Here is a 22,443-nt window from a genome sequence, read left to right on the forward strand (position 1 = left end):
AGCAATAGTTTTGAACAATATGCCAAGGAGGGGTTCAGGTATGGGTGATCCATCGGTAAGTTCGGTAATGGACAAGCAAAAGCAAGAGAAGGTGAAGCTGGTCGTCTGGGATCTGGATAATACAATCTGGGAAGGTGTCCTTCTGGAAGATGAGAATGTTGTCTTGAGAGAGGGAATTATTGATGTGATCCGGACACTGGACGAGCGTGGGGTCCTGCAATCCATCGCCAGTAAAAATGACCATCAGACAGCCATGGAGAAGCTTGAGGAATTCGGAATTCATGAATATTTCCTATACCCCCAGATTCACTGGAATTCCAAGTCGAGCTCTATTCAATCCATCATAACTTCCATTAATATCGGAGCGAATACGGTTGCTTTTGTGGATGATCAGATGTTTGAGCTGGAGGAGGTACAGTTTGAGCATGCTGAAGTTCGATGCATAGATGCTGCCCAGTACCTGGACATTCCCGACATGGAGATGATGAATCCCCGTTTTATTACGGAGGACTCCAGACTTCGCCGTTTAATGTACAAAAGCGATGAGATCCGTAATAAGGCGGAAGAGGAATTCACAGGTCCCAAAGATGACTTTCTGGCTTCACTTGGCATGATATTTACGATTTCACCCCTTAAGGGAGATGATCTGCAGCGTGCAGAAGAGTTGACGGTGCGGACTCATCAGCTGAACACCACAGGGTATACCTATTCCTATGAAGATCTGGAACAACTCAGTCAATCTCCTAATCACAAACTTCTCATTACAGGACTGGAAGACAAGTATGGAGCATATGGAAAAATTGGACTCGCTTTGCTTGAGATGGAAGAGGAGTACTGGACCGTGAAGCTGCTGCTGATGTCTTGCCGTGTAATGTCACGAGGGGTAGGCACGATTCTCATGAATTATATCCTAGAACAGGCGAAAGAAGCCGGGGTCAAGATACGGGCTGAATTCAAAATGACCGATCGTAATCGGATGATGTATCTGACCTATAAATTTGGCGGATTCAAAGAAATCCATCAGGAAGAGGACCTTGTCATTTTTGAACACGACATGAGCTATATTCAGAAAATTCCTTCATATGTGGAACTGAACATTATTAATAATTAATACACCAACCCTATTAATGGAGGTTACGACATGGAAAAAATAGCACTGCTGTTTCCGGGACAAGGTTCTCAGTATGTAGGTATGGGAAAGAGTTTCTATGATCAATATAGCATAGCCAAGCAAACGTACGAGGAAGCGAGTGACGTTGCAGGTGTGGATCTGGCAAAACTATGTTTTGAAGGAAGTTTATCTGAACTGAATCAGAATGAGAATATGCAACCTGCTCTTCTGGCAACGAATGTAGCGGCTTTCAGAGTGTATATGGAAGAAGTGGGGATTCGACCACAATTCTGTGCAGGTCACAGTATGGGTGAATATTCGGCGTTGGTATGTTCAGGCGCCATGACATTTTCCGATGCTGTCCGAATCACCAAATTGCGCGGTGCGATGATGCAGATTCATATTGATCGGGGCACAGGATCAATGACCATTATGGACGGTATTGACGCATCCATCGTGGAGCAACTCTGTGAACAATACAGCGGCGAGCAGGGTGTAGCTGTAGTCTCCTGTTATAATTCGCCAACACAAGCTGCCGTATCCGGTCATCAATACGTACTGGAGGAGATCGAATCAGCCGTATTGGATGCCGATGGTCAGGTTACTCCCCTAATGTCCAGTGCACCCATTCATAGTTCGCTGATGGCGGAAGATGCAGAGCGGCTCGGCCAAGAACTGGCAAAGTATTCGTACAATATGTTCAAATGGCCGGTACTATCCAATGTTACAGGTCAACCTTATGGTGATGTGGAGCGAATTCCGGGATTGCTGACAGATCAGATGGTCAAACCTGTGCAATGGACACGGATTCTTCAATACCTTGAGCGTTTCGGTGTCACACTTGCCATCGAAATGGGACCCAAAAATGTACTGAATAAATTGACCAAAACGAACTGTCCTGATATCAATTCGCTCTGCTTTGGCGAAAAAGCGGAACGTCAAAAATTGATTAGCATGTTTCAATCGGATGGCAAGAAGAAAAAAGGAGTACCCACAGTCATCACTAAATGTTTAGCAATTGCAGTGGCAACGCCGAACCAGAATTGGGATGAAGCAGAGTATCAACAAGGCGTTGTTCAGCGTTACAAACGAATCCAGGCAATTCAGGAGCAGGTTGAAAATGCGGGGGACAAGCCCTCAAAAGAGCAAATGATAGAAGCGTTGGAACTGCTCAAGGGCATCTTTGAAACCAAAAAGTTACCTGTTAAAGAAAGAAATCAGTGGATGAATCATATCATTGATGATACTGGACATCACTACGAACTGGCGGAGTATCTGGTACACGAAGCTGTCGGCGTAAAGTGATTACATTAGGGGCGAAATGCGCTGTAATAGCGTATTCGCCCCCACATGAATTCAGCAGTACAGGCAATACATAAAGGGGGAGAACAAGTGAGAGTGCTATCCGCTGAGAACGTCACGAAGTCCTATGGAAAACACCTAGCGTTAGATAACATGTCTTTTGAGCTTCGCAAGGGTGAGATCCACACAATTCTGGGAACCAACGGTTCAGGTAAAACAACATTTATTAAAGTGCTGGCGACTCTGTTGACCAAGGACTCCGGAATTGTCAATATCGGCGGCTACGATTTGGATACCGATGCGAACATCATCAGGAGACTAATCGGATACGTGGGTCAAGATACTGAACGCTCTGCTTATGCGAGATTAACTGTTCGAGAGAACTTGATATTCTTTGGAAGACTTACGGGACTTAGCAAACAAGAGATTTCTAACCAGATTGACAAATTAAGTACGTATCTGGATTTCTCGGAGCATCTGAACAAGCAATTTATGCAATTATCGGGAGGCCAAAAGCAAACCGTTGTCATTATGCGAGCCCTGCTGCATGATCCTGAAGTGATATATCTGGATGAACCGACCAAGGGCCTGGACCCCGTGATCTCCAGACGTGTACGTGAGTTCATTAAAAGTTATGTACGGGATGAGGGGAAATCCATTATTCTGACCTCTCACATTCTGACTGAGGTAGAAGACATGACGGACCGTGTGTCCCTGATGCGCAAAGGAACACTCCTTAAAACAGGTACAATTGCCGAACTAAAAGCCAATCTGGGCGCAGTTGAATTCATCGACATTCCCAGAGCAGACCTGCCCCCTTCCATTCAGGAGCGAATCACTGCTCTGCCGGAGGTAGCTTCCACCATTATTCGTGAGGAGGAAGACATGGTTTCCTTCGGAATCACGAACCTGTACGACGGGATGGGCGCGGTTATTAGTGAATTAAAAGAAGGGAATATCCATACGACCATTCAGCATAGACAACTAACACTTGAAGATTTGTTTGTTCAGCTCTATGTGAAGTCTGATGAGAATTTAGAGTACACATTGGCAGGAGGCAGAGAACAGTGAGTATCGAATACGCTAAAACCGGGACAGGTCAGGAAACGCTAAAGCTGCAAGCCATAGGTAGACCTACCGGATTTTTCACCGTCGTGTGGGCAACAACCGTGAAGGAATTGCAGATTGCTGTAAGGTATCTGCCCAACTTCTTCGGTAACTTCCTACAGTTGGGTCTACGAGTACTCTTTTTCCTGCTGATGTCCACGTTTGTTGTATACGAGGGAGAGAATGTACTTCAAGGAGATAACCTGTTTATCTTTTATCTGGGTGCAATACTTGTATGGCTGTTCTACGGAGTAGCGTTAAACGCTCCGCTCGGAGCCGTGACGAATGATCTCCATAACGGCACATTGGAGTATCTGTACTGCAATCCAATCTCTCGTTATGCGTATTATGTAGGGACGGTTGTAGCCAGTGCATTAATGAATGTCATTGTGTTCATACCGATGTATATCCTGCTTGTCCTGTACGCAGGTCTCAACTTTGCTGAATCCATGATGATTCTAGTCACCTGTCTTGTGGTCATCGTTGCATTAATGGCGCTTGGCGTCATGATTGCACTACTGGGGATTCTGTACCGCCAGGTCTCATCCATTGTGGGTATTTTGTTTATCATGTTTGAATTTGTAGCAGGTGCTTATTTCCCAGTGGACCAGTTTCCTGCAGTCGTTCGTTGGATCGCATATCTCCTGCCTTATACCTGGGGGTATGATATGGTGCGTTATTACAGTTTCAAAACAGATTGGGTGCCCCTTGCACCGATCTGGATGGAATGGTGCATCCTCATCTTTTTTGCCATTTCGTATACAATCATCTCAATCATTATGCTGCGCAAGGTAGAAAAGATGGCAAAGAAAAAAGGTCTCAACCTGATCTGATTATTCTTATCCCAAAGAGAATGGGAGGCGTGCTAATTGTCAGCAGAGCCAGGTGCATTCATGCAAAATTTGCTATTGTCGAGCCGAAAGTTCGAAGAGGAGAAGCAATATTGGCTAAACCATCTCTCAGGGGACCTTCAATTCAGTATGTTCCCTGGTGAACAAACGAGGGGAACATGGGGTGAGCAAGTGTTTGAGGAGATGCAACTTGCATTTCCTCAACCTGTTTCAGAACAAATATTTCGCATTTCCGGGAACACCGAAGCAGGGGCATTTATTCTTCTTCTGGCAGGTGTCACATACGTGTTACACCGTTATCTGGACAATGACGATATAACTGTAGGTATTCCCGCTTCGTCTGGTGCAGCAAATTCAAGTCAACTACGTGCTGTTCGCATCAATTTTGGTGAAGAGTATTCTTTTAAGGAACTCGTTCTTCAGCTCAGGACCCTTGTGGGTACAGCCAAAAAGTATAACCATCTTTCATTGGAAAAAATTCTTGAATTGCTTGGTCATGAGGGCACAGACTTGCCAAGAGTGGCCACTGTGGTTCGAATGGACAATATGCAGGAGAATCTGCAGGAAACAGGGCCCCTGGCCGATATGGTGTTTTCACTTCAAATGTCTAAAGTGGGGCTGGCGTTACGAATGAATTACAATGCTGCATTATATTCTCCAGCAATTATTGAACAGATTGTAGACCATGTGATGCGTGTGCTCTCTATTTGTACAACCCATCCAGATGAGGGATTACATCATATAAAGATGCTCTCGCTCAAGGAAGACCAGGTTATTCAACATCTGAATGATACGGAGATACGTTTTCCTGAAGTTCGTTCAATCATCCAGATGATCCAGTCTTGGTCTGCACAACAGCCGGATATTCCCGCAGTGATCTGCGGAGATAATATTCTTACCTATCGAAGCTTGGATTGCAAATCAGATCAACTTGCGAAATGCCTGCTAGCTCAGGGAGTAAGATCAGGTGCCGTTGTAGGAATTCTGTTAACCCGATCGGAAGACATGCTCTTGGCTATGCTGGGTGTACTTAAGGCGGGGGCTGCTTACATGCCGATGGACCCTGCATATGCAAATAATCGTTTGCAGTTCATGCTGGAGGATAGCCAGGCTGCGATTTTGCTAACTAGGCCCGATCTTATCGGCTCACTCATATATACAGGCCAAATAATCGATATTTCTCGCATGGAAGAATGGGATGACCAACATATCTCACTGCCTGTTATTTCGTCGGAGCAGTTGGCTTATTTGATATATACTTCCGGATCTACAGGCAGGCCGAAAGGGGTCATGATTGAACATCTGGCACTAAGAAACTTTGTGGAAGGTGTATCCCGCAGCATTTCTTTTGAAGCTGGCAAACGAATTCTCGCCCTCACAACATTCTCCTTTGATATCTTTGTACTGGAGACGCTTGGGGCACTCGCTAACGGGTTAACACTGATAATGGCGGTAGAGGAGGATCAGTTAAATCCAAGCCGTATTGCGCATCTAATTGTTACTCACAACATTGAATTAATACAAATAACTCCTTCTCGACTGCGAATGCTTCAGATTGGGCTTACAGTCGATTCACCGGTATGGAGCGTAATTCAGATATTGATGATCGGAGGGGAAGCTCTACCGTATGCCTTGTATGAGGAGGTCGCGGGGATGACCTCTGCCCGCATCTACAATATGTATGGTCCCACAGAAACAACAATATGGTCGAGCATTAAGGAACTTTCACCTACCTCGACAATTTCGATCGGTCATCCGATTGCCAATACCCGTATCTATATTCTGGATAAGCGGCATCGGCATATGCCAATCGGGGCAACGGGAGAGTTATGCATCGCAGGAGATGGAGTAGCCAGAGGTTATTGGAACAGACCTGAGCTTACGGCCGAGAGGTTTGTAAAGGATCCTTTTCATGAAGGCGCTTATATGTATAAAACGGGAGATCTCGCACGTCTCAATGCGAATGGAGATCTGGAGTATCTGGGTCGTTCTGATTTTCAAGTGAAAATACGTGGTTATCGGATCGAACTCGGGGAGATCGAGAACAGATTGCTCCAGTACCCGGCTATCTCGGCTGCTGCGGTCACAGTTCGGTCAGATCAGGATGGGCAGTCCCTGTTATGTGCCTATTACACAGTAACGGAGAGCCAAAGTATCAATCAGGAGCAATTGCGATCTTTTTTGCTGACAGAGTTGCCTGAATATATGCTGCCCTCCAGATACACCATGTTGGATCATATGCCATATACGGCCAATGGGAAATTGGATCGAAAAGCTCTTCCAGATCCTTTGCTCTTACAGGGAGAAGGGACAGATATTACACTTCCACGCAATGCATTAGAGCAGGTGCTCGCGGAATTGTGGTCGGATCTGTTGCAATTGAAAGAGATTGACGTTCATGCCCGCTTCTTCGAAATTGGGGGGCATTCACTGAATGTCATCAAACTTGAGGCCGATATGGAGAGGCAGAGTATTCCGCTTACTGCTGATGAAGTGATGCGGTATGAGACCATTGCATCACTGGCTGAAGTGCTTCGAAACAAGGGGTATGAAGCGGATGAGTATAACTCTGAAAAAGAGATACTTCTTGAAGAGCAGGATATGCCAGAGACAGATGGTGCAATGGAGCAATTTACCGAAGAAGTCGGGGCAACAGCGGAAGCGGATCATCTTATATTACATCATTCCCATAGGCCAATAGTTATCATCGCAGGAATAGAGCCGTTTAATGATGTTTTCTACAAAAACTGCTTCTATAATTCACTCTTTCCCGTATTGAACTTCTATTCTATTGGTGTACTGCCTGTGATGATCAACGACCGAATGCACTATAGATTCGATGAACATCAGGGCATACTCCGATTAGAGTATCAAGCTGTATTATCAGATGCCCAGCTAATTGAACGTATGGGGCTAACTTATGAAACGAAGACCTACAGCGAGGATGTACGAAAAGATATTATGGAGGCGGTTAATTTGAACCGCCCAGTAATTATCCGAGTGGACTGTTATTACGAGTCCTTGCGCAAAGACATGTATTTACGTACCCACTGGCCTCATTCCTTATTAATCTATGGGTATGATCTCCAGCGGCAAGTGTTCCATGTAATAGAACATGATCACCGGGACAATCTCACGTATCAACCGATGGAGATGCCTATGAATGATATTGTACAAGCTTATGAAGGATTCGTACGGCTTTTCATGGAGGAAGAAGAAGTACCCACGTTCTATGCATTTTCAGCTTGTGAAACTGTCGCACATGAAAGAAACAATATCATGCTGGGAGAACTGCGTGACATGTTTATTGATCATGTACGCGTTACACCAGGGGAGATTAATCAGGAAATGAGTCATCTTCTGTCCTTCATACAGAAGACGTATCAGTTCAATGAAGAAGAAGATTCACCTGATATGGCCTATGCTGAACTTGTTCTACAATCCATTGTAGACATTGTGAATGCCAAAAAGGTCGAAACCTATCGTATGCAACGGTTATATGAACATCATACCGATCTTGTTTCTGCTGCTCAGGCAATACAGGATCATTGGAGTGAGTTACGTAATGTACTGGCGAAGGCGGTATATCGGGAGAATATGACACATAATCAGTGGAGAAAATTCACAAGCAAGCTGGAAGCCATTCATGAACTGGAGAAGCATAACTTAATAAATTGCTCAGGATTGGAGATCAGTCATGATTAAAAAATTGCAAATGAACGAGCCTTTAATGACTACCTACCCACATCATGCGAGTCTCTTTTCGATGCTGGATTTGGACAAGCGTTCACGTAGCTGGATTTATCATAATTTTCTATTGGTCATCCTGAGTCACAATGATGAAGGGGGCTATGGATTGGATGTCTGTTCACAATATTATCCTTGGCACAAATTCAAAATGTCGACATGCCCTATGTTGATTACAAGGGTGTACGATAGAGATATGATTTTAAAACAGTGGGAACTGCAAGATTTTATAGTGGAACTAATTCAAAAGAATAATTATATTTATTTCCTGAGAAATATTCCTGGCGGTGGTAAACATGAGGTATTCATCTCTGGATTTGATTCGGATCGTAAAGAGTTTCTGTGCCATGATTTTTGGGATGGATTCTACGGTGAGAAATGGCTTCCCTATGATGAGATCACTGTTATTCAAGATTCGAATTTCGATGCTGAATGGTCTACGGATTACCTAAACGGAATATGGGCCATTGAAAAGACAGATGAGTATAAGGAACCAAGTGAATATTATTATGAAACGGTTCTCCAGTTCTCCAAAGAGGATCTAATGAATATTTTGAAAGAATACGTAGGAGAGACTAATCAAGTTCGCAGTATTCTGAGAAAGGATCACCGTTATCTTGGAAGTGAAATATACGATAAGATGATTGATATGCTGGGGATGCAGAAGGAAGGGATGCAAAATCAGCCGTTTGCTATACATCCTTTTCACCTGCTTTACGAACATAAACAACTGCTTGCTCAAGCCATACTTGACTTTCTCCCCGATCCTTCGTTAAAAATCCGATTGGAAGAACTGGTAAGCGAAGCTTTGAAACTCCGTAATCTGGTCATGTATATGAATGAATTCATCATGGAGCAGGGTGTATACAAAAAGTATGATGTCATGCTTGATAAAATCATTGAATTGAAAAATATGGAATTGGCTATTATGAAACATGTATTCGAATACGAGTATCAATCACAGTTAGGACAATAATTAAATACGATGTATCGCCGATAAGATAGACCCATTCATTTAATTCTTGAATGGGTCTATTGAACTTTTCTATTATACTTTCCGATGACGTTACCCTAATATGGATAATAACCTACTTTTTATATAGGAATTATATAGTATGGAGAATGCCAAGATGCCACAATGGAAGAGAAATCTGTATATTCTGTGGTTCGGCCTGTTTTTTAATCATATGGCGTACTCGCTGTCCGTTCCGTTCTTTCCTATATTTCTGCAAAATGATCTTGGTATCCAGAGCGGCCTAGAAGCTTGGTCCGGTATTTCGATCTCCATCAGCTTTCTGATCAGTGGATTATGCGCACCCTTCTGGGGATCACTGGCTGATAAATATGGCAGCAAACTGATGCTGGTCCGTTCTGGTGTAGGGCTAGGCGTTGCACATCTGGCTAACTTCTTTGTTTACGATCCGTATACGTTTATCGCGGTGAGGGTCTTTCAGGGACTCATGGCTGGTTTTCATCCCGCCTCGATTACACTGATTGGCACCAATACTCCGGAGAAACAGGTGGGATATGCACTTGGCGTAATCTCCACGGCCAGCGCTGCGGGCGGGATTCTGGGTCCTCTTGCCGGTGGTGTGTTGAGTCACTGGATCGGACTGCGGGGATGTTTCATTGCATCGGCTGTCATTACATTACTCGCGGCTCTGATGGTCCTCGGTGTTAAGGAGTCACGACAAGCTCGGACGATAGTTCCAACGAAGATCATAGGGGATTTGAAAAGAGCGGCTTCCACGCCAGGTTTGATGCGAATCTACGGTTTGATTCTGCTAGTCTCGACCTCCGTACTTATCATCGAACCGGTGTTGACGCTCTATGTCGTCCAGATTGGCGGAGATGTTGGCAGTGCAACACTTAGTGCAGGTATTGTTTTCTCGGCAATTGGTGTGGCAACCGTCATTATGGGGCCGCGATGGGGGAAGATTGGTGGAAGGATCGGATACGAGAAAACCCTGTTTATCGGTCTGATTGGCGGCGGAATTGGCAGTCTGCTGCAAATGACAGCAAATAATCTGATTTATTTTGGCAGCTTGCGATTTGTTTATGGTTTGTTCTTTGCCGCGGTTTATCCGGCGCTTAATGCGCTGATCATCAAGTATGCTGATCATGATTTTCGTGGGAGGGCTGTCAGTCTGAGTCAGACGGCGAGTCAGTTCGGTATTGTACTTGGACCGTTAATCGGTGGTTTTCTAGGTGGATGGATCGGCATTCCGTTTATTTTTCTCTTCACAGGCATTGTATTGCTTGGAGCGGCTTGGGCAGTCAGAGTTAGTGATGTGAAGAAGGCGGATAAACGGGGATTAGGCATGGCAGCAGCAGAAGCTGGCGGAAACAGCATAAAGAAATGACGAAACGACTCTCAGAGATAAAAGGATACTCGAACTGAATGGTCATCACTACAACATAAGGAGTAATATATATGTCACAACGACAATTGAAGTTGGGAGCTAATCTGAATGGAGTGGGTAACAGCATTTCCTTTTGGCGTCACCCGGATATTCCCATTAACGCGAGTGTTAGTCTGGAATTCTACAAGAAGCAGGTGCGTATCGCGGAAAAAGGCAAGTTTGATCTGCTCTTTATTGCAGATGGCCTCTTCATTAACGAGAAGTCCAATCCTCATTTTCTCAATCGCTTCGAACCTCTGACGCTTCTGTCTGCACTCGCCTGGGCAACCTCCCACATCGGGCTGGTTGCTACATTGTCTACTTCCTATAGTGAACCCTTCACGGTTGCGCGGCAATTTGCCTCGTTGGATCAATTAAGCGGTGGGAGAGCCGGATGGAATGTGGTTACTTCACCTCTGGAAGGATCGGCACTGAACTTTGGCAAAGGAGAACATCCGAACCATGCGCTCCGCTACGAGATTGCGGAAGAACATCTGAATGTGGTCAAAGGCCTTTGGGATTCCTGGGAGGACGATGCCTTTGTCGGAGACAAGGAGCAGGGCGTATTTTTCGATCCTGCCAAGCTACATACGCTAAATCACAAGGGAGCGCACTTCTCAGTACAGGGTCCACTTAATGTGGGACGTTCGAAGCAGGGTTATCCGGTGATTTTCCAGGCGGGCTCATCTGAATCTGGTAAAGACCTGGCCGCCCGATCGGCGGATGCCGTCTACACAGGACATGAGACGCTGGAGGAAGCAAGGGAGTTCTACCGGGATGTGAAGGCAAGAGCAGTAGGATATGGACGTCAGGCAGCGGATATCCTGATCTTCCCGGGCATCGGCCCGATTGTGGGTAGAACAGCGGAAGAGGCGGAGCAGAAGTATCAGGAAATTGCCAAACTGGTGAGTATTGATCAGGCGTTGAACTATCTGGGGCGGTACTTCGATCATTATGACTTCTCCCAGTACGCCCTGGATGAACCTTTCCCCGAGATTGGGGAGATTGGCAGCAACAGCTTCCGCAGTACAACAGATAAGATCAAGCAGCAGGCACGAGAAAAAGGGCTGACCCTGCGTCAAGTGGCATTGCTGGCATCTACCCCGCGTACATCGTTCATTGGTACACCGGATCAGATCGCAGATCGGATTCAGGAATGGTTTGAAGGCGAAGCGGCAGACGGATTCAATGTTCGTACCGTGGTGCCCAATGGATTGGAAGATTTCGTGGAGCTAGTTGTCCCGGTTCTGCAAGAACGAGGGCTATTCCGTACGGAGTATGAACATGAGACGCTAAGGGAGAATCTGGGTCTTGAGATTCCGCGTAATCGATATACATTAGAGCGTGTGAGATAGAGAAGCTAGAGCGGTAATGACGTTAATTAACGTTGTTGCGGCTCTTTTTTGATGGTTTCTTTTTCGGAGAGTACTGCTATTATAAAATGATAAAGAAAATGATACACAAGCTGCAATTCCAGACGAGTCACAGGAGGAGATTGGGATGATTAGAGGGTTAACGAATGCGGGACTGGGCAACATCGAGTCTGATGAACAATATATCATAGATGCGGCCAAGCACGGATTCGGATCTGTAGATTTGAATCCGCTCTCATTGATTGAAACGTATGGCAAGGAACAGGCGCAACATCTGCTGGAAAGCAATCAGGTGATCATCGGTTCATCGGGGCTGACGGTGGAGTGGCGGACGACAGATGAGCAATTCCGTGAGGGATTGCAATCGTTGGTCGCTATGGCAGAAGCTTCTGCTTCGCTGGACTGTTACAGCTGTTGCACGTATATTTTACCCTCAACGGATCAACCGGCAGCGCAATTTATGGCCGCGGCTACGAAACGCTTGAGACTCTGCGCAGATATCTTGGACGCTTACGGGATTAAGTTGGGTCTGGAGTTTGTTGGCTGCCACCATTTGCGGACGCAATGGAAGAATCCGTTTATCTGGCGTATGGAAGATACGCTGGACTGGATCGAGACGATCCATGCGCCTAACGTAGGTTTACTGGTAGATTCCTATCACTGGCATACAAATGGTTTACCGATGGAAGATCTGTTGAAGTTGAAGAAAGAGCAGATTGTTCATGTGCATATCAACGATGCTTATGATTTGCCAATCGAGGAATTGAAGGATGGAGAACGCTTGTACCCCGGCGAAGGGGTCATTGATCTGAGTGGATTTCTGAGAAACCTGCAGGCGATTGGTTACAATGGTGTGGTGGCACAGGAGGTGCTGGCTCCGGCGCCGACCCTAAATTTGAATGAAATATTGGCTAAGTCGAAAGCAGGTTTTGACAAGGTATTCGCGGCAATCTAAGGTACTGAAAAAAGGAGGGGGTGTTCCTAGCTATGTTTATGGCTTATGGAACCCCCCTATTCTTGTTCAATTAATCCAGCACGCCGTGATCTTTCATCAGTTGTTTCGTAACGATCCACAGTCTGTTTTGCATGCCCTCATCTCCACCAGGATGTATAGGAACAATAGATGCTCCAGTTCCCACATTGAAATATCCTCCCGAAACCTCGCCATACTTCGAATCCACAGCCAACCGAGTAATGATATCCGCACCCCGGCGCGGGTCGCCAATGTGCAAAAAGGTTAACATGCGTTCAAGCACACTTGCAAACCATAGCTCTCGTCCTAGACCCGTAACATTAAAGCCAGGATTCAAGGCATTTACGCGAATTCCGGTTTCACGCCATTGTCTCGCTAGTTCACCAGTAAACATAATATTGAGCAGTTTGGTTTTGCCATAGATTGGAGAGGAACCACGTGCAGTAAAAGGAGTGATATCCGTTAAGTCATCTGGCAACACCAGAGTGCCGTGATTCCGCGAAGCTTCAGATGCAACATTGACGACACGGGCACGCCCCGACTGAATCAGGGAAGATTGCAATGTGTGCGTTAACAGCCAAGGTGCCAAATAGTTGACGGCAATCATCTCGGCATATCCTTCGGACGTGACTCTCTGTTCAAAAGCATGAAGTCCGGCATTATTCAAAAGTACGTCTATACGCGGATAAGCGGCTGCAATCTCAAGTCCAACACGTTTTACATCACTCAGTAAGGACAAGTCTCCATAGAAAAATTCAATTTTGGCAGAAGGCATGATTTCCTTGATTTTGTACCTGGTAGCCTCGGCACGTTCCTTGCTTCGGGCTGTGAGTATAAGCTGTGCTCCGCGTTTGGCGAGTTCCATGGCAGCAAGCTGCCCTAAACCGCTTGTTGCTCCGGTAATTACAATAATGGGATGTTTAGTTTTCATAAGAAGATCTCCTTTTGACACGAATAGATTCGGAATTATATAATGGACATAAATCAACTATAAATATTAATTGATATTTGTCAACTATATTTCAAGAGTCTACTTTCATGTTTCAGGGAGAGGGAGTTAACAATAATGAGTGAAAATCCAGTCAAAACCAAAGATAGAGCAACCCTCGAGCTAGCGCTGGGTGAGCAGATTCATGCACTGATCAGTGCATCGCATGCGCTTAACGTTCGATCTGCCGAGCGTTTTGATGGGAACCTGCAACCTGCCGCTTTTCAACTGGTACGGTGGCTCTACTCCTATGGCCCAACAAGTGCCGCGGCTTTGGCAGAAGCGAATGCAATGGACCGCAGCTCGGTGAGCCGATTAATCAAACAACTCGAAAAGTCGGGATATGTAAGCAAAGAGCAAGACCCTAAGGATCGGCGCGGGGTGTTACTGTCTCTTACGGAACTTGGTCAACAATCGACGGTTGCTGCGCTCAAGGAGAAGGAGTCAGCTTTTTATGACCGTATATCCAGATGGGATGATAAGGAATTGGAGCGTTTCACCGCCATGCTCAGGCAGTTTAACGGATTGGAAGAAAAGTGAGAGGTTCTATAGTGTGGATTGTATTTGATACCCGAACCATAGGACATGTCACCATTGAGCGAGGTAGACTACAAATTCATAGCAAAAGCGGACATCTGGTGATGTCCGCTCGTGAAGTTCCCAGATCATTTTATAGTTTCCAGGGAAGCTGCGGGATTTTATATCGGAAACCCTGATGGTTTCCTTTTCTCACATATATCCAAGGTGGTGGGACAGGGGTGCCTAGTGCTTTATACAAGACCGTTCCTTCATCGCTTGCGGAATATTCTTCGATAATACTTTGGATATCCTCCCAATGAACCTTACCTTGGTAAGACAGTGTCTGCCCTTGAACGATAACATGAGGTGCACCTGAAATAACTCTCTGCGTTATGTTGAGAACGCCAACCTTTCCTGAGGACAACATCATCAATTCGCTCATGAAAAGTATGATAATCAAAATGACTATGCTCACAATCCATCGCCTTTTTCTCATTTTGTGACCTCCCCTACCTAGGGGATTATTCCCTCATAGTTAATGTCTTTTAATGACATAATCTCGTCAGAGATGGTATTGATTTTAACTGAATAGGGCTTAATAGCTTGCAGGAATTCATTAATGGTCTTCTTGCGATCTTTATGAAAGGCTGTAGATGTTATGTGAGTTCTCTTTTAATACGTTATCTTTCATTATGACTTGTTTAGAATAACTTACTGAATTACTATAATCGATTAGATGCGTAACCCCCGTGAATTTGCCACTAGTTAATGTACCTTTGGAGAATTCGGATGGTTTAATCCCAATATATTTTTCAGATGAACCGTGTTTCTTTTTATAATTGATAATCGTGTCAAAAAAGTCTTTATCCCCAGTTAACTTTTCGTTGAAATAATCATTTTTGAGAGCAATCGTAGTTGTATGATCAGTATATCCTAGTGAGACAGTATCTGAAGAGTGGATTGCGTAAAATCCTTGAGACATCTTGCCCTGATTGAATGTTCCATCGTTAATGGTGTTGTTGTAACGGTCATGTACAGGGTAAACCTTGCCATCAGAAGTAAGATACTGTACTTCTAACCATTGCGTAATTTCTTTTCCTTTACCATGATATGTACCATTAATCCATGATCCGGTGTAGGTTTTTGTAGTGAATTCACCTGTTCCATGGCCCATATTAGATTCATTGTAATCCTCAAAGGGGACACCTCCACCTTCAACTAATGTATATGTATACTTGCCTTTTCCTTGCCGCGTACCACTCACCCAATCTCCAGAGTAAACTTCGGTTTCTCCCCATCTTGCGGTTCCTTTACCATGAGGTTTCCCGTTTAAAACTTCACCATAGTACGTCGCTCCATCTGACAATTTTAAGTTTACTTTCTTCGATGCTGCTTCTGTTGGAGTAGAGCTTGATAATAGTCCAATGATAATAGTGATCGTTAATCCAAAACCTAGATAGAATCTTTTCAAAAGTGTGCAACTCCTTCAATGAATAATGATTGTTGCGTTGTTAGCTATCTTCAACATTATCGGTTTATGTATCGTATTTTTCCAGTATGAATATAAAGTGGAGATAGGTCTGATTTCACAAACAACTCGTCCCCAGTTCACAAAAGTAAAGATGTAAATGCTGAAGCAAAATCCCGCTCAACCCAAAGTACCTGCGGCTTCATGACATATTATGCCTGTAGTTCGTGGGTACTTTTTTTCTATACTCAGCGTATACGTCATTCTGATTTTTTACAAAACCCACTATCTTCTCTAATTCATCATTCCGCTACACCAGTTCTCCTCCTAATGATCCACAGCAGTGGTGGAACTTTCCTGAATCGTGAACAATCTCTGAATTTTGTATCGCCTCCTATTTGCTGCGTTATCCCTAGATTCACTCCCCCAATATGGAGCAGTACAGAGCATGACTCTGTTAGAAAAAGCTTGAGAAACCTTTAACGGAATATGAAAGAATGCAGGTATATGTAAAATTTTAAATACATGCTTCCAGGCCGTTGACCCTGCCCCCGAAAGTCTCTTATATTTACTCCCGACACAACAACTCAGAACGGGTGGTGGGATGATTTTGTTCAATAATAAAGGCAAGAAAATGCTCGCTATGCTTACACTTATACCCTTGGCTACAGGGATGGTCATGGGTGCTTTTCCTGCGGCTGTATCCTATGCAGATCAGGCAACAGGTTCTTGGCAAACGGGAGATTTGCATGTACATACGTTTGAGTCCGATGATGCACAGGTTTCACTGGAGAACGTGCTCGATGCGGGTTTAACCAAATATGGGCTGGACTGGATCGCGCTTACGGATCATTTGCGGTTATCCAAGCGAGATCACAACGGGAACGACATTTCGGGTGGACCAATACCGATGTCCCAAGGAATGAATGAATATCAGGTACCACAGATCAAGGCACTTCAGGATGCAGGCAAATACGCAGGTAAAACGATCTTTTCCGGTTTCGAATGGGACATGCCGACACATGAACACGTTGGGGTGGGGATTCTTACGGATGAGCCGAATTCAACCGAAGCGCTGAACGCTGCCAAGGAATTCGAATACCGTTTCACGAATCGAGCAGCGAACCTGTTTAATGCGGCAGACGTAACGAAATGGGATCAGAACGGAGCACGTGCTTACACGACTCATCAGGATGCCTTAACCGCCATCAATTGGCTCGCAACGAACTATCCAACGACAAGTTATGCGATGATCAACCATCCTTCACGCGGCAAAAACAAATATACCATCGCGGACTTCCGTGAGTTTAACGATCTGGCTCCACAAGTGGTTTTTGGTATCGAAGGCATGCTGGGTAACCAAATGGAACCGGATCGTGGAGGGTACAACACAAGCTACAATGTAGCTAATCCGACCGCAGATGATGGATACAAATATCGTACATACGGCGGTGTAGACTATATGGTCGCCAAGGTTGGCGGACTATGGGATGCATTGCTGGGAGAAGGACGTCACTTCTGGAACTATGGCAATTCGGATTACCACTTTAAGACGATTGGCACGAATTCCAGTGGTTATTTTCCGGGCGAATATGCTAAGACCTATTCGTGGGTTGAGGGTACAGGTATGCAGGCTGTTCTGGATGGACTGCGTTCGGGGAAATCATTTTCCGTATTCGGCGACCTGATCAACGCACTGGACTTTACAGCTTCTGGAGCGGGTGCTCAGGTTGAGATGGGCGGAGACCTTCATGTGACCCAAGGCGATGAAGTAGAGTTGAAGATTCGCTTCAAGAGTCCAACCACGAGCAACAACTATGAAAAACCAATCAACAGTGGCACGTCCGCTGGACAAGTACCCGTGGTGGATCACGTCGATCTCATCGCCGGGGATGTGACAGCCAAGGCCCAGAAGGGTACAGCCGCATATACCAAAGACACCAACGACTCTACCAAAGTACTGGCTACCTTCACATCCAACGATTGGACGACAGACGCCGAAGGCTATAATGTCATCACAACCAAGATCAAAGCCACAGACCAGGACAAGTATTTCCGCCTGCGCGGTACGAATCTGGGCATGAACGTGACAGGTGAGACTGTAAATGGTGAACCACAGCTTGATCCAAAAAATACGACAGCTGATGCAACGACCCGTTTTAATCAAATTAACGATAGCAACTATCGCGATCTGTGGTTCTACTCCAACCCAATCTTCATGAGTGCCACACCTTACAGTGACGCACAGGCGGTAACCGATACACTTCAAGCAATCGATCTGGGCGATCTGAACGCGGTCCATTCCGATCTTACCCTTCCTGTTGAAGGGAAGCATGGTGCAACCATTAGCTGGTCCAGCTCCAACCCGGAACTAATGAATAACGAGGGCAAGCTGCTAACGCAACCGCACAATAATGAGCGATTGGAACTGACGGCAACCGTGCAGCGTGGCTCGGAATCTCAACCCAAAACGTTCACTGTCATTGTGGAAGGTACGAATAATCAGGCGCTGGTGTTAAAAAGCAACATGACAACCGCTGACGGCCAGCCGTATCACACGGATACATGGACGAACCAGTCCGTAACGGTTAGTGTAACCAGCGCAGTATACGCGCCTGCTACTTCCGCGATCATCGAGTTGTCTCGTGATGGAGGGCAGACGTACGAACTATATACAGAGAATACACCTTTGGAGATAACGGAGCCGGGAGAGCACAACCTTTTATTCCGAGCAACAGATGATCTGGAACAAACGTATACTTTACCTCTGGTCATTAAAATAGACCGTGAGATTCCCGTCATCACCCTGCAAGGTAGCAGCCAGATGACGCTGAACGTGGGAGATACGTACAACGAGCCTGGAGCACAGGCTTCTGATAATGTCGGCATCCGTGGTTCCGTACAGATAGATGGCACGGTGAACACACAAGCAGCAGGGGTCTACACCCTTCGGTATAACGTGAAGGATATCGCTGGTAATTCTGCACAGGAAGTTATCCGTACCGTGACTGTACAAGCCCGCTCAGGCAATGGTGGCGGGGGTTCAGGTGGAGGTAATGGAGGCAACTCTGGTGAGAATTCTGGAGGAAACACACCAAGTGTGCCAACAACGCCTACCATTCCAACCACACCAACCAATCCGGAAACGGGGTCAGATTCATCCACTGAAGTGAAGGTAGAGGTGGAAGCGAATCAGCCGGTCCAAACGGGTCTGAAAGACATCGTGCAATTCAATGTTCCATCGGGAGCCATTGGTTCCAAGGATACACTGCAAGTGTCTGTGGTTGCCAAGGACAAGTTGCAGAATACAGCTTCCCTGAATGTACTTGGACAAGCTGTACAGATCAGCCGTAGTGGCGGAAGAACGTTGAATGATCAGGCGGCATTGAGCCTGAATGTGGATTCGGCAGATCTGCCTAACGGCACCCAACCTGCGATCTACTATTATAATGAAGCTCGTCAGAGCTGGGTATTTATCGGTGGCAAGATGAATGCAGCAGGAAGCATAGCGGCCAATGTGAATCATCTGGGTACATTCGTTGTGTCCAGTTACACACCGGTGAATCTGTCTGACCTGAATGGACACTGGGCTTCCGACTATGCAGATCGTTTGTTGGGCATGAACGTGATTCAAGGTTACACAGATGGTACGTTCCAACCATCGAAGAAGATCACACGGGCAGAGTTTGTTACGTTGCTCAGTAAGGCGCTGGCACTGAAGTCCGTGGAGTCGGATCTGACATTTGCAGATCAAGGTAGTCTGCCAGACTGGGCAAAAGGTGATATTGCCGCAGCCGTGCAAGCCGGAATCGTGAAAGGCTATGGTGATAACACATTTAAGCCTGATCGGACCATTACCCGTGCCGAGATGGCTGTCATGATGGCGAATGCGCTGAAAGTAAGTTCAGATGCACAAGCCGGAATGTCTGGTAATACATCCGTTAAACCAAACTTCACCGATGCATCGCAGACGCCATCTTGGGCACAAGAAGCACTGGATGCAGCGGTGCAGGCCAAGATTGTGAGCGGATATACAGACCATACGGTTCGTGCAGGAAGTGAAACGACTCGAGCAGAAGCTGCGACGATGATCTACAACTTGTTGCTGGCCATGTACGTGTAAGAGGTAACGAAGAGAATTAACCGTATATAAAGCAGATATAAAGTAGATATAAAGCAGATAAAAAAACTGATATCCTTTTGGGGTATCAGTTTTTTTTGGATTAAGACTATCTCATCTTGGATGATATTTGAGACGTTCCATAGCTTTAATTCACGAAACGAAAGGGCAAGTTACTGTGATAGAATGAGTTAGGTTTGGATGATGAAACGGTGGAGGCTTAGAAAATGAACAAAACGGAGCGGCAGCTTGCGATTACGCTTGAATTGCAGCGAAGAAAGATGCTACGAGCAGAAGATTTAGCGGCTCAATTTGAGACAAGTGTACGTACGATATATCGAGATATTCAAGCATTAAGTGAGGCTGGTGTTCCGATTATGGGAGCTCCGGGTCATGGGTATTCCCTCATGGAAGGATATTTTCTGCCCCCGGTAAGCTTCACCGCAGAAGAAGCCGTATCCCTGCTCATGGGAGCTGATTTTATCGAACAGAGATTGGATACAGAATACGCGATGGAGGCTAAGTCGGCTCAACGAAAAATTGAAGCGATTTTACCAGAATCCGTTCGTAACGAATCCACACGTGTTCGGGAAACGATGCGACTGCTTCATACGGTTGAACCCTTAACCAGAGCGAGGGTGAAAACATACCTTAACCAAATACGTAATGCCATTTTGGAGCAACGTAAAATCAGTTTTATGTATCTGAAAAAAATGCCAGGAACGGATGGGAATCGGTATAATATGCGTGAGGTTTCACCATACGGACTCTCACTTGTTCAGGAGAATTGGGTGTTAATTGCACGTTGTGATATGCGACAAGACATCCGTCATTTTCGTTTGTCACGGATGACTGAACTTTCCGTGCTGGAGGATCACTTCCTGTTGCCACCAGATTTTGATCTGAACAGTTATCGACCTCCTGAAGATCGTAACGAACAGGTAATAATTAAGGCGAAACCCGAAATTGCTGACAAAATTATGGAGGCACTTCATTTTTATATGGATGCATTTGAGGAGCGAGAGGAAGGTATCATTTTTCAATTTCGTGTCCGCTATCCGGAGGAAATCTTGCATTATTTACTTGGCTGGGGTGGAGATATCGAGGTCTTGGAGCCGGAGTCTTTACGCTTCCGAATGAAGGAAGTAGCCAAAAACATCTTAAAACACTACTGACATACACCTGTCAGTAGTGTTTTTTTATACTTTGATATATCACAGATAAATGGAGTTGATTGAAGGATGAGAAGTACAACGGAAGTATTGAAATCATTTGCAACGGCAGTAGAACGATATTTGGCAGAACTGAACAATTTGGATATGTCTAGCTTAAATAAAAAACAGAATGACGAGGAATGGTCCATTGGACAGATGTATGTACATTTGATTCAATCAGCGCTTTTCTTGCATCTGCATAATATTGAGCAGTGTTTGAGCAGCGAGGATTCGACGTTAAACTCGAGTGAGGAAAAAACAGAACAAGGTAGGAAAGTGTTCGAATTAGGACAATTCCCTCCCATTCCAATTAAGGTTCCTGCTTCCCCGCAGTACACCCCGCAACCACCCGAGAGCATGGAGTCCTTGATCGATGGGCTTCACGAGGTAGTGGACCGGATGAGAAGCACGGCATCTGTTCTACACCAAGCGTCCCTAAGCAACAAAATATTTCATCCAGCTCTTGGAGCTCTAAATGCTCAAGAATGGTTTTTGTTGATAGAGATGCACTACAGACATCATTTTTTGCAATTAGATCGATTGAAATCGAATCTGGAAATGTAAACGAGAGAAGGGAATGGGATGTATCCATGAAACCAAATCAGGACAGCAAATATTGGATTGGCGTTGTATCTGCTTCTCATGTGAATGTAGCCGTAGAGGGAGGGTTTGCGCTGTTGTGCCATGGTAAGTCAGCACTTTTGCGACAAATGTCCGCGGGTGATTGGCTGATATACTATTCTCCACGCACAGACATATCAACAGGCAAGCCACTTCAGGCTTTTACCGCTATTGGTCAAATTACCGACGACAGGATATACCAATATCAAATGTCGGAATCCTTTATACCCTTTCGCCGAGATCTCCGTTATTTTCCGTGTCGAGAAGTAAAGATCGCAACGTTGTTAGAACAACTTAGTTTTACACGTGGAAATCGCAATTGGGGGTTTCCATTTCGTAAAGGTCACTTTGAAATTGGGGTTGAAGACTTTATGATGATAGCTTCATCCATGTTGGAAGATGAGACACAGTCACTACTGGATATTAGCTTAAATCAGACATGTTAACCAAATTAAAAGGTAGATTATCTATGGGTCTTTTGGTTTTACGGTTAATCCAATCCGCCACCGTTGATATTACATTTATTAAGATGCTTGTCTTAGTTTCTGGTAAGGTTTAATTCGTAGTGGAAAAGTCAATAAAAGCTCTGTAAGCAACGCTGTACAATCCACTGAAAACCAGTACAATTGAACCTATAAAACCATGAG

The 22,443-nt window shown here is 45.3% G+C and carries 17 protein-coding genes; 14 read left to right on the forward strand and 3 right to left on the reverse strand.

Translation table 11 applies throughout. From position 1 onward, the window contains the following. Nucleotides 1–40 precede the first annotated feature (40 nt). From QF041_RS28270 to QF041_RS28310, 9 genes are all read left to right on the forward strand, one after another. The gene (locus tag QF041_RS28270; RefSeq protein WP_307416482.1) at nt 41–1,111 is read left to right on the forward strand and encodes an HAD-IIIC family phosphatase; all 1,071 of its coding nucleotides are present in this window, start codon (nt 41–43) and stop codon (nt 1,109–1,111) included. Nucleotides 1,112–1,141: 30 nt separating this feature from the next. Beyond that, nucleotides 1,142–2,416 (forward strand): ACP S-malonyltransferase, encoded by a 1,275-nt coding sequence (gene fabD, locus QF041_RS28275; protein WP_307416483.1) that lies wholly within the window; start codon nt 1,142–1,144, stop codon nt 2,414–2,416. Nucleotides 2,417–2,503: 87 nt separating this feature from the next. After that, on the forward strand, nt 2,504–3,484 hold the full coding sequence (locus QF041_RS28280; RefSeq protein ID WP_307416484.1) for an ABC transporter ATP-binding protein: 981 nt from the start codon (nt 2,504–2,506) through the stop codon (nt 3,482–3,484). Continuing rightward, nucleotides 3,481–4,353 (forward strand): ABC transporter permease, encoded by an 873-nt coding sequence (locus QF041_RS28285; RefSeq protein ID WP_307416485.1) that lies wholly within the window; start codon nt 3,481–3,483, stop codon nt 4,351–4,353. The genes QF041_RS28280 and QF041_RS28285 overlap by 4 nt, the downstream gene beginning before the upstream one ends. 36 nt (nt 4,354–4,389) lie before the next feature. Next, entirely contained in the window at nt 4,390–8,076 is a 3,687-nt protein-coding gene (locus QF041_RS28290) for an amino acid adenylation domain-containing protein (RefSeq protein WP_307416486.1), read from the forward strand. After that, entirely contained in the window at nt 8,069–9,094 is a 1,026-nt protein-coding gene (locus QF041_RS28295; protein ID WP_101314508.1) for a hypothetical protein, read from the forward strand. Before QF041_RS28290 ends, QF041_RS28295 begins: the two co-directional genes overlap by 8 nt. Before the next feature lie 154 nt (nt 9,095–9,248). Further along, complete coding sequence (locus QF041_RS28300) at nt 9,249–10,481, forward strand: MFS transporter (protein ID WP_307416487.1); 1,233 nt, start codon at nt 9,249–9,251, stop codon at nt 10,479–10,481. Nucleotides 10,482–10,552: 71 nt separating this feature from the next. Further along, nucleotides 10,553–11,875 carry an LLM class flavin-dependent oxidoreductase gene (locus QF041_RS28305; protein ID WP_307416488.1) on the forward strand — a complete coding sequence of 441 codons (1,323 nt, stop codon included), beginning with the start codon at nt 10,553–10,555 and terminating at the stop codon, nt 11,873–11,875. Nucleotides 11,876–12,020: 145 nt separating this feature from the next. Next, nucleotides 12,021–12,848 carry a sugar phosphate isomerase/epimerase family protein gene (locus tag QF041_RS28310; protein ID WP_307416489.1) on the forward strand — a complete coding sequence of 276 codons (828 nt, stop codon included), beginning with the start codon at nt 12,021–12,023 and terminating at the stop codon, nt 12,846–12,848. A 70-nt stretch (nt 12,849–12,918) separates the two neighbouring features. Here QF041_RS28310 and QF041_RS28315 read toward each other — a convergent pair whose 3' ends face one another. Next, nucleotides 12,919–13,797, reverse strand: coding sequence for an SDR family NAD(P)-dependent oxidoreductase (locus tag QF041_RS28315; RefSeq protein WP_307416490.1), 879 nt, complete (start codon nt 13,795–13,797; stop codon nt 12,919–12,921). Nucleotides 13,798–13,932: 135 nt separating this feature from the next. On the opposite strand from QF041_RS28315, the gene QF041_RS28320 reads away from it, so the two are divergent. Then, nucleotides 13,933–14,394, forward strand: a complete 462-nt coding sequence (locus QF041_RS28320) for a MarR family winged helix-turn-helix transcriptional regulator (RefSeq protein ID WP_307416491.1) — start codon at nt 13,933–13,935, stop codon at nt 14,392–14,394. Nucleotides 14,395–14,524: 130 nt separating this feature from the next. On the opposite strand, the gene QF041_RS28325 is transcribed toward QF041_RS28320, so the two are convergent. After that, nucleotides 14,525–14,869, reverse strand: a complete 345-nt coding sequence (locus QF041_RS28325) for a hypothetical protein (RefSeq protein WP_307416492.1) — start codon at nt 14,867–14,869, stop codon at nt 14,525–14,527. A gap of 141 nt (nt 14,870–15,010) precedes the next feature. Further along, the gene (locus QF041_RS28330; protein WP_307416493.1) at nt 15,011–15,844 is read right to left on the reverse strand and encodes an MORN repeat-containing protein; all 834 of its coding nucleotides are present in this window, start codon (nt 15,842–15,844) and stop codon (nt 15,011–15,013) included. 607 nt (nt 15,845–16,451) lie between these two features. Between QF041_RS28330 and QF041_RS28335 the strand changes: the two genes are divergently transcribed. The 4 genes from QF041_RS28335 to QF041_RS28350 all read left to right on the forward strand — a co-directional run bounded on the left by QF041_RS28335 (nt 16,452) and on the right by QF041_RS28350 (nt 22,242). Continuing rightward, the gene (locus tag QF041_RS28335; protein ID WP_307416494.1) at nt 16,452–19,964 is read left to right on the forward strand and encodes an S-layer homology domain-containing protein; all 3,513 of its coding nucleotides are present in this window, start codon (nt 16,452–16,454) and stop codon (nt 19,962–19,964) included. A gap of 224 nt (nt 19,965–20,188) precedes the next feature. After that, a complete protein-coding gene (locus tag QF041_RS28340) occupies nt 20,189–21,136 on the forward strand; it encodes a helix-turn-helix transcriptional regulator (RefSeq protein ID WP_307416495.1) in 948 nt (315 codons plus the stop codon). A 66-nt stretch (nt 21,137–21,202) separates the two neighbouring features. Then, nucleotides 21,203–21,739 carry a DinB family protein gene (locus QF041_RS28345; protein WP_307416496.1) on the forward strand — a complete coding sequence of 179 codons (537 nt, stop codon included), beginning with the start codon at nt 21,203–21,205 and terminating at the stop codon, nt 21,737–21,739. A 26-nt stretch (nt 21,740–21,765) separates the two neighbouring features. After that, nucleotides 21,766–22,242 (forward strand): EVE domain-containing protein, encoded by a 477-nt coding sequence (locus QF041_RS28350; protein WP_307416497.1) that lies wholly within the window; start codon nt 21,766–21,768, stop codon nt 22,240–22,242. The last annotated feature ends 201 nt before the right edge of the window (nt 22,243–22,443 follow it).

The sequence above is a fragment of the Paenibacillus sp. W2I17 genome, assembly GCF_030815985.1.
Lineage (GTDB): Bacteria > Bacillota > Bacilli > Paenibacillales > Paenibacillaceae > Paenibacillus.

Excerpts from the sequence above, each read along its gene's own strand:
- QF041_RS28270 (WP_307416482.1), top strand. The coding sequence starts at position 41 with ATGGGTGATCCATCGGTAAGTTCGGTAATGGACAAGCAAAAGCAAGAG.
- fabD (WP_307416483.1), top strand. The coding sequence starts at position 1,142 with ATGGAAAAAATAGCACTGCTGTTTCCGGGACAAGGTTCTCAGTATGTA.
- QF041_RS28295 (WP_101314508.1), top strand. The coding sequence starts at position 8,069 with ATGATTAAAAAATTGCAAATGAACGAGCCTTTAATGACTACCTACCCA.
- QF041_RS28300 (WP_307416487.1), top strand. The coding sequence starts at position 9,249 with ATGCCACAATGGAAGAGAAATCTGTATATTCTGTGGTTCGGCCTGTTT.
- QF041_RS28305 (WP_307416488.1), top strand. The coding sequence starts at position 10,553 with ATGTCACAACGACAATTGAAGTTGGGAGCTAATCTGAATGGAGTGGGT.
- QF041_RS28310 (WP_307416489.1), top strand. The coding sequence starts at position 12,021 with ATGATTAGAGGGTTAACGAATGCGGGACTGGGCAACATCGAGTCTGAT.
- QF041_RS28315 (WP_307416490.1), bottom strand. The coding sequence starts at position 13,797 with ATGAAAACTAAACATCCCATTATTGTAATTACCGGAGCAACAAGCGGT.
- QF041_RS28320 (WP_307416491.1), top strand. The coding sequence starts at position 13,933 with ATGAGTGAAAATCCAGTCAAAACCAAAGATAGAGCAACCCTCGAGCTA.
- QF041_RS28325 (WP_307416492.1), bottom strand. The coding sequence starts at position 14,869 with ATGAGAAAAAGGCGATGGATTGTGAGCATAGTCATTTTGATTATCATA.
- QF041_RS28340 (WP_307416495.1), top strand. The coding sequence starts at position 20,189 with ATGAACAAAACGGAGCGGCAGCTTGCGATTACGCTTGAATTGCAGCGA.
- QF041_RS28345 (WP_307416496.1), top strand. The coding sequence starts at position 21,203 with ATGAGAAGTACAACGGAAGTATTGAAATCATTTGCAACGGCAGTAGAA.
- QF041_RS28350 (WP_307416497.1), top strand. The coding sequence starts at position 21,766 with ATGAAACCAAATCAGGACAGCAAATATTGGATTGGCGTTGTATCTGCT.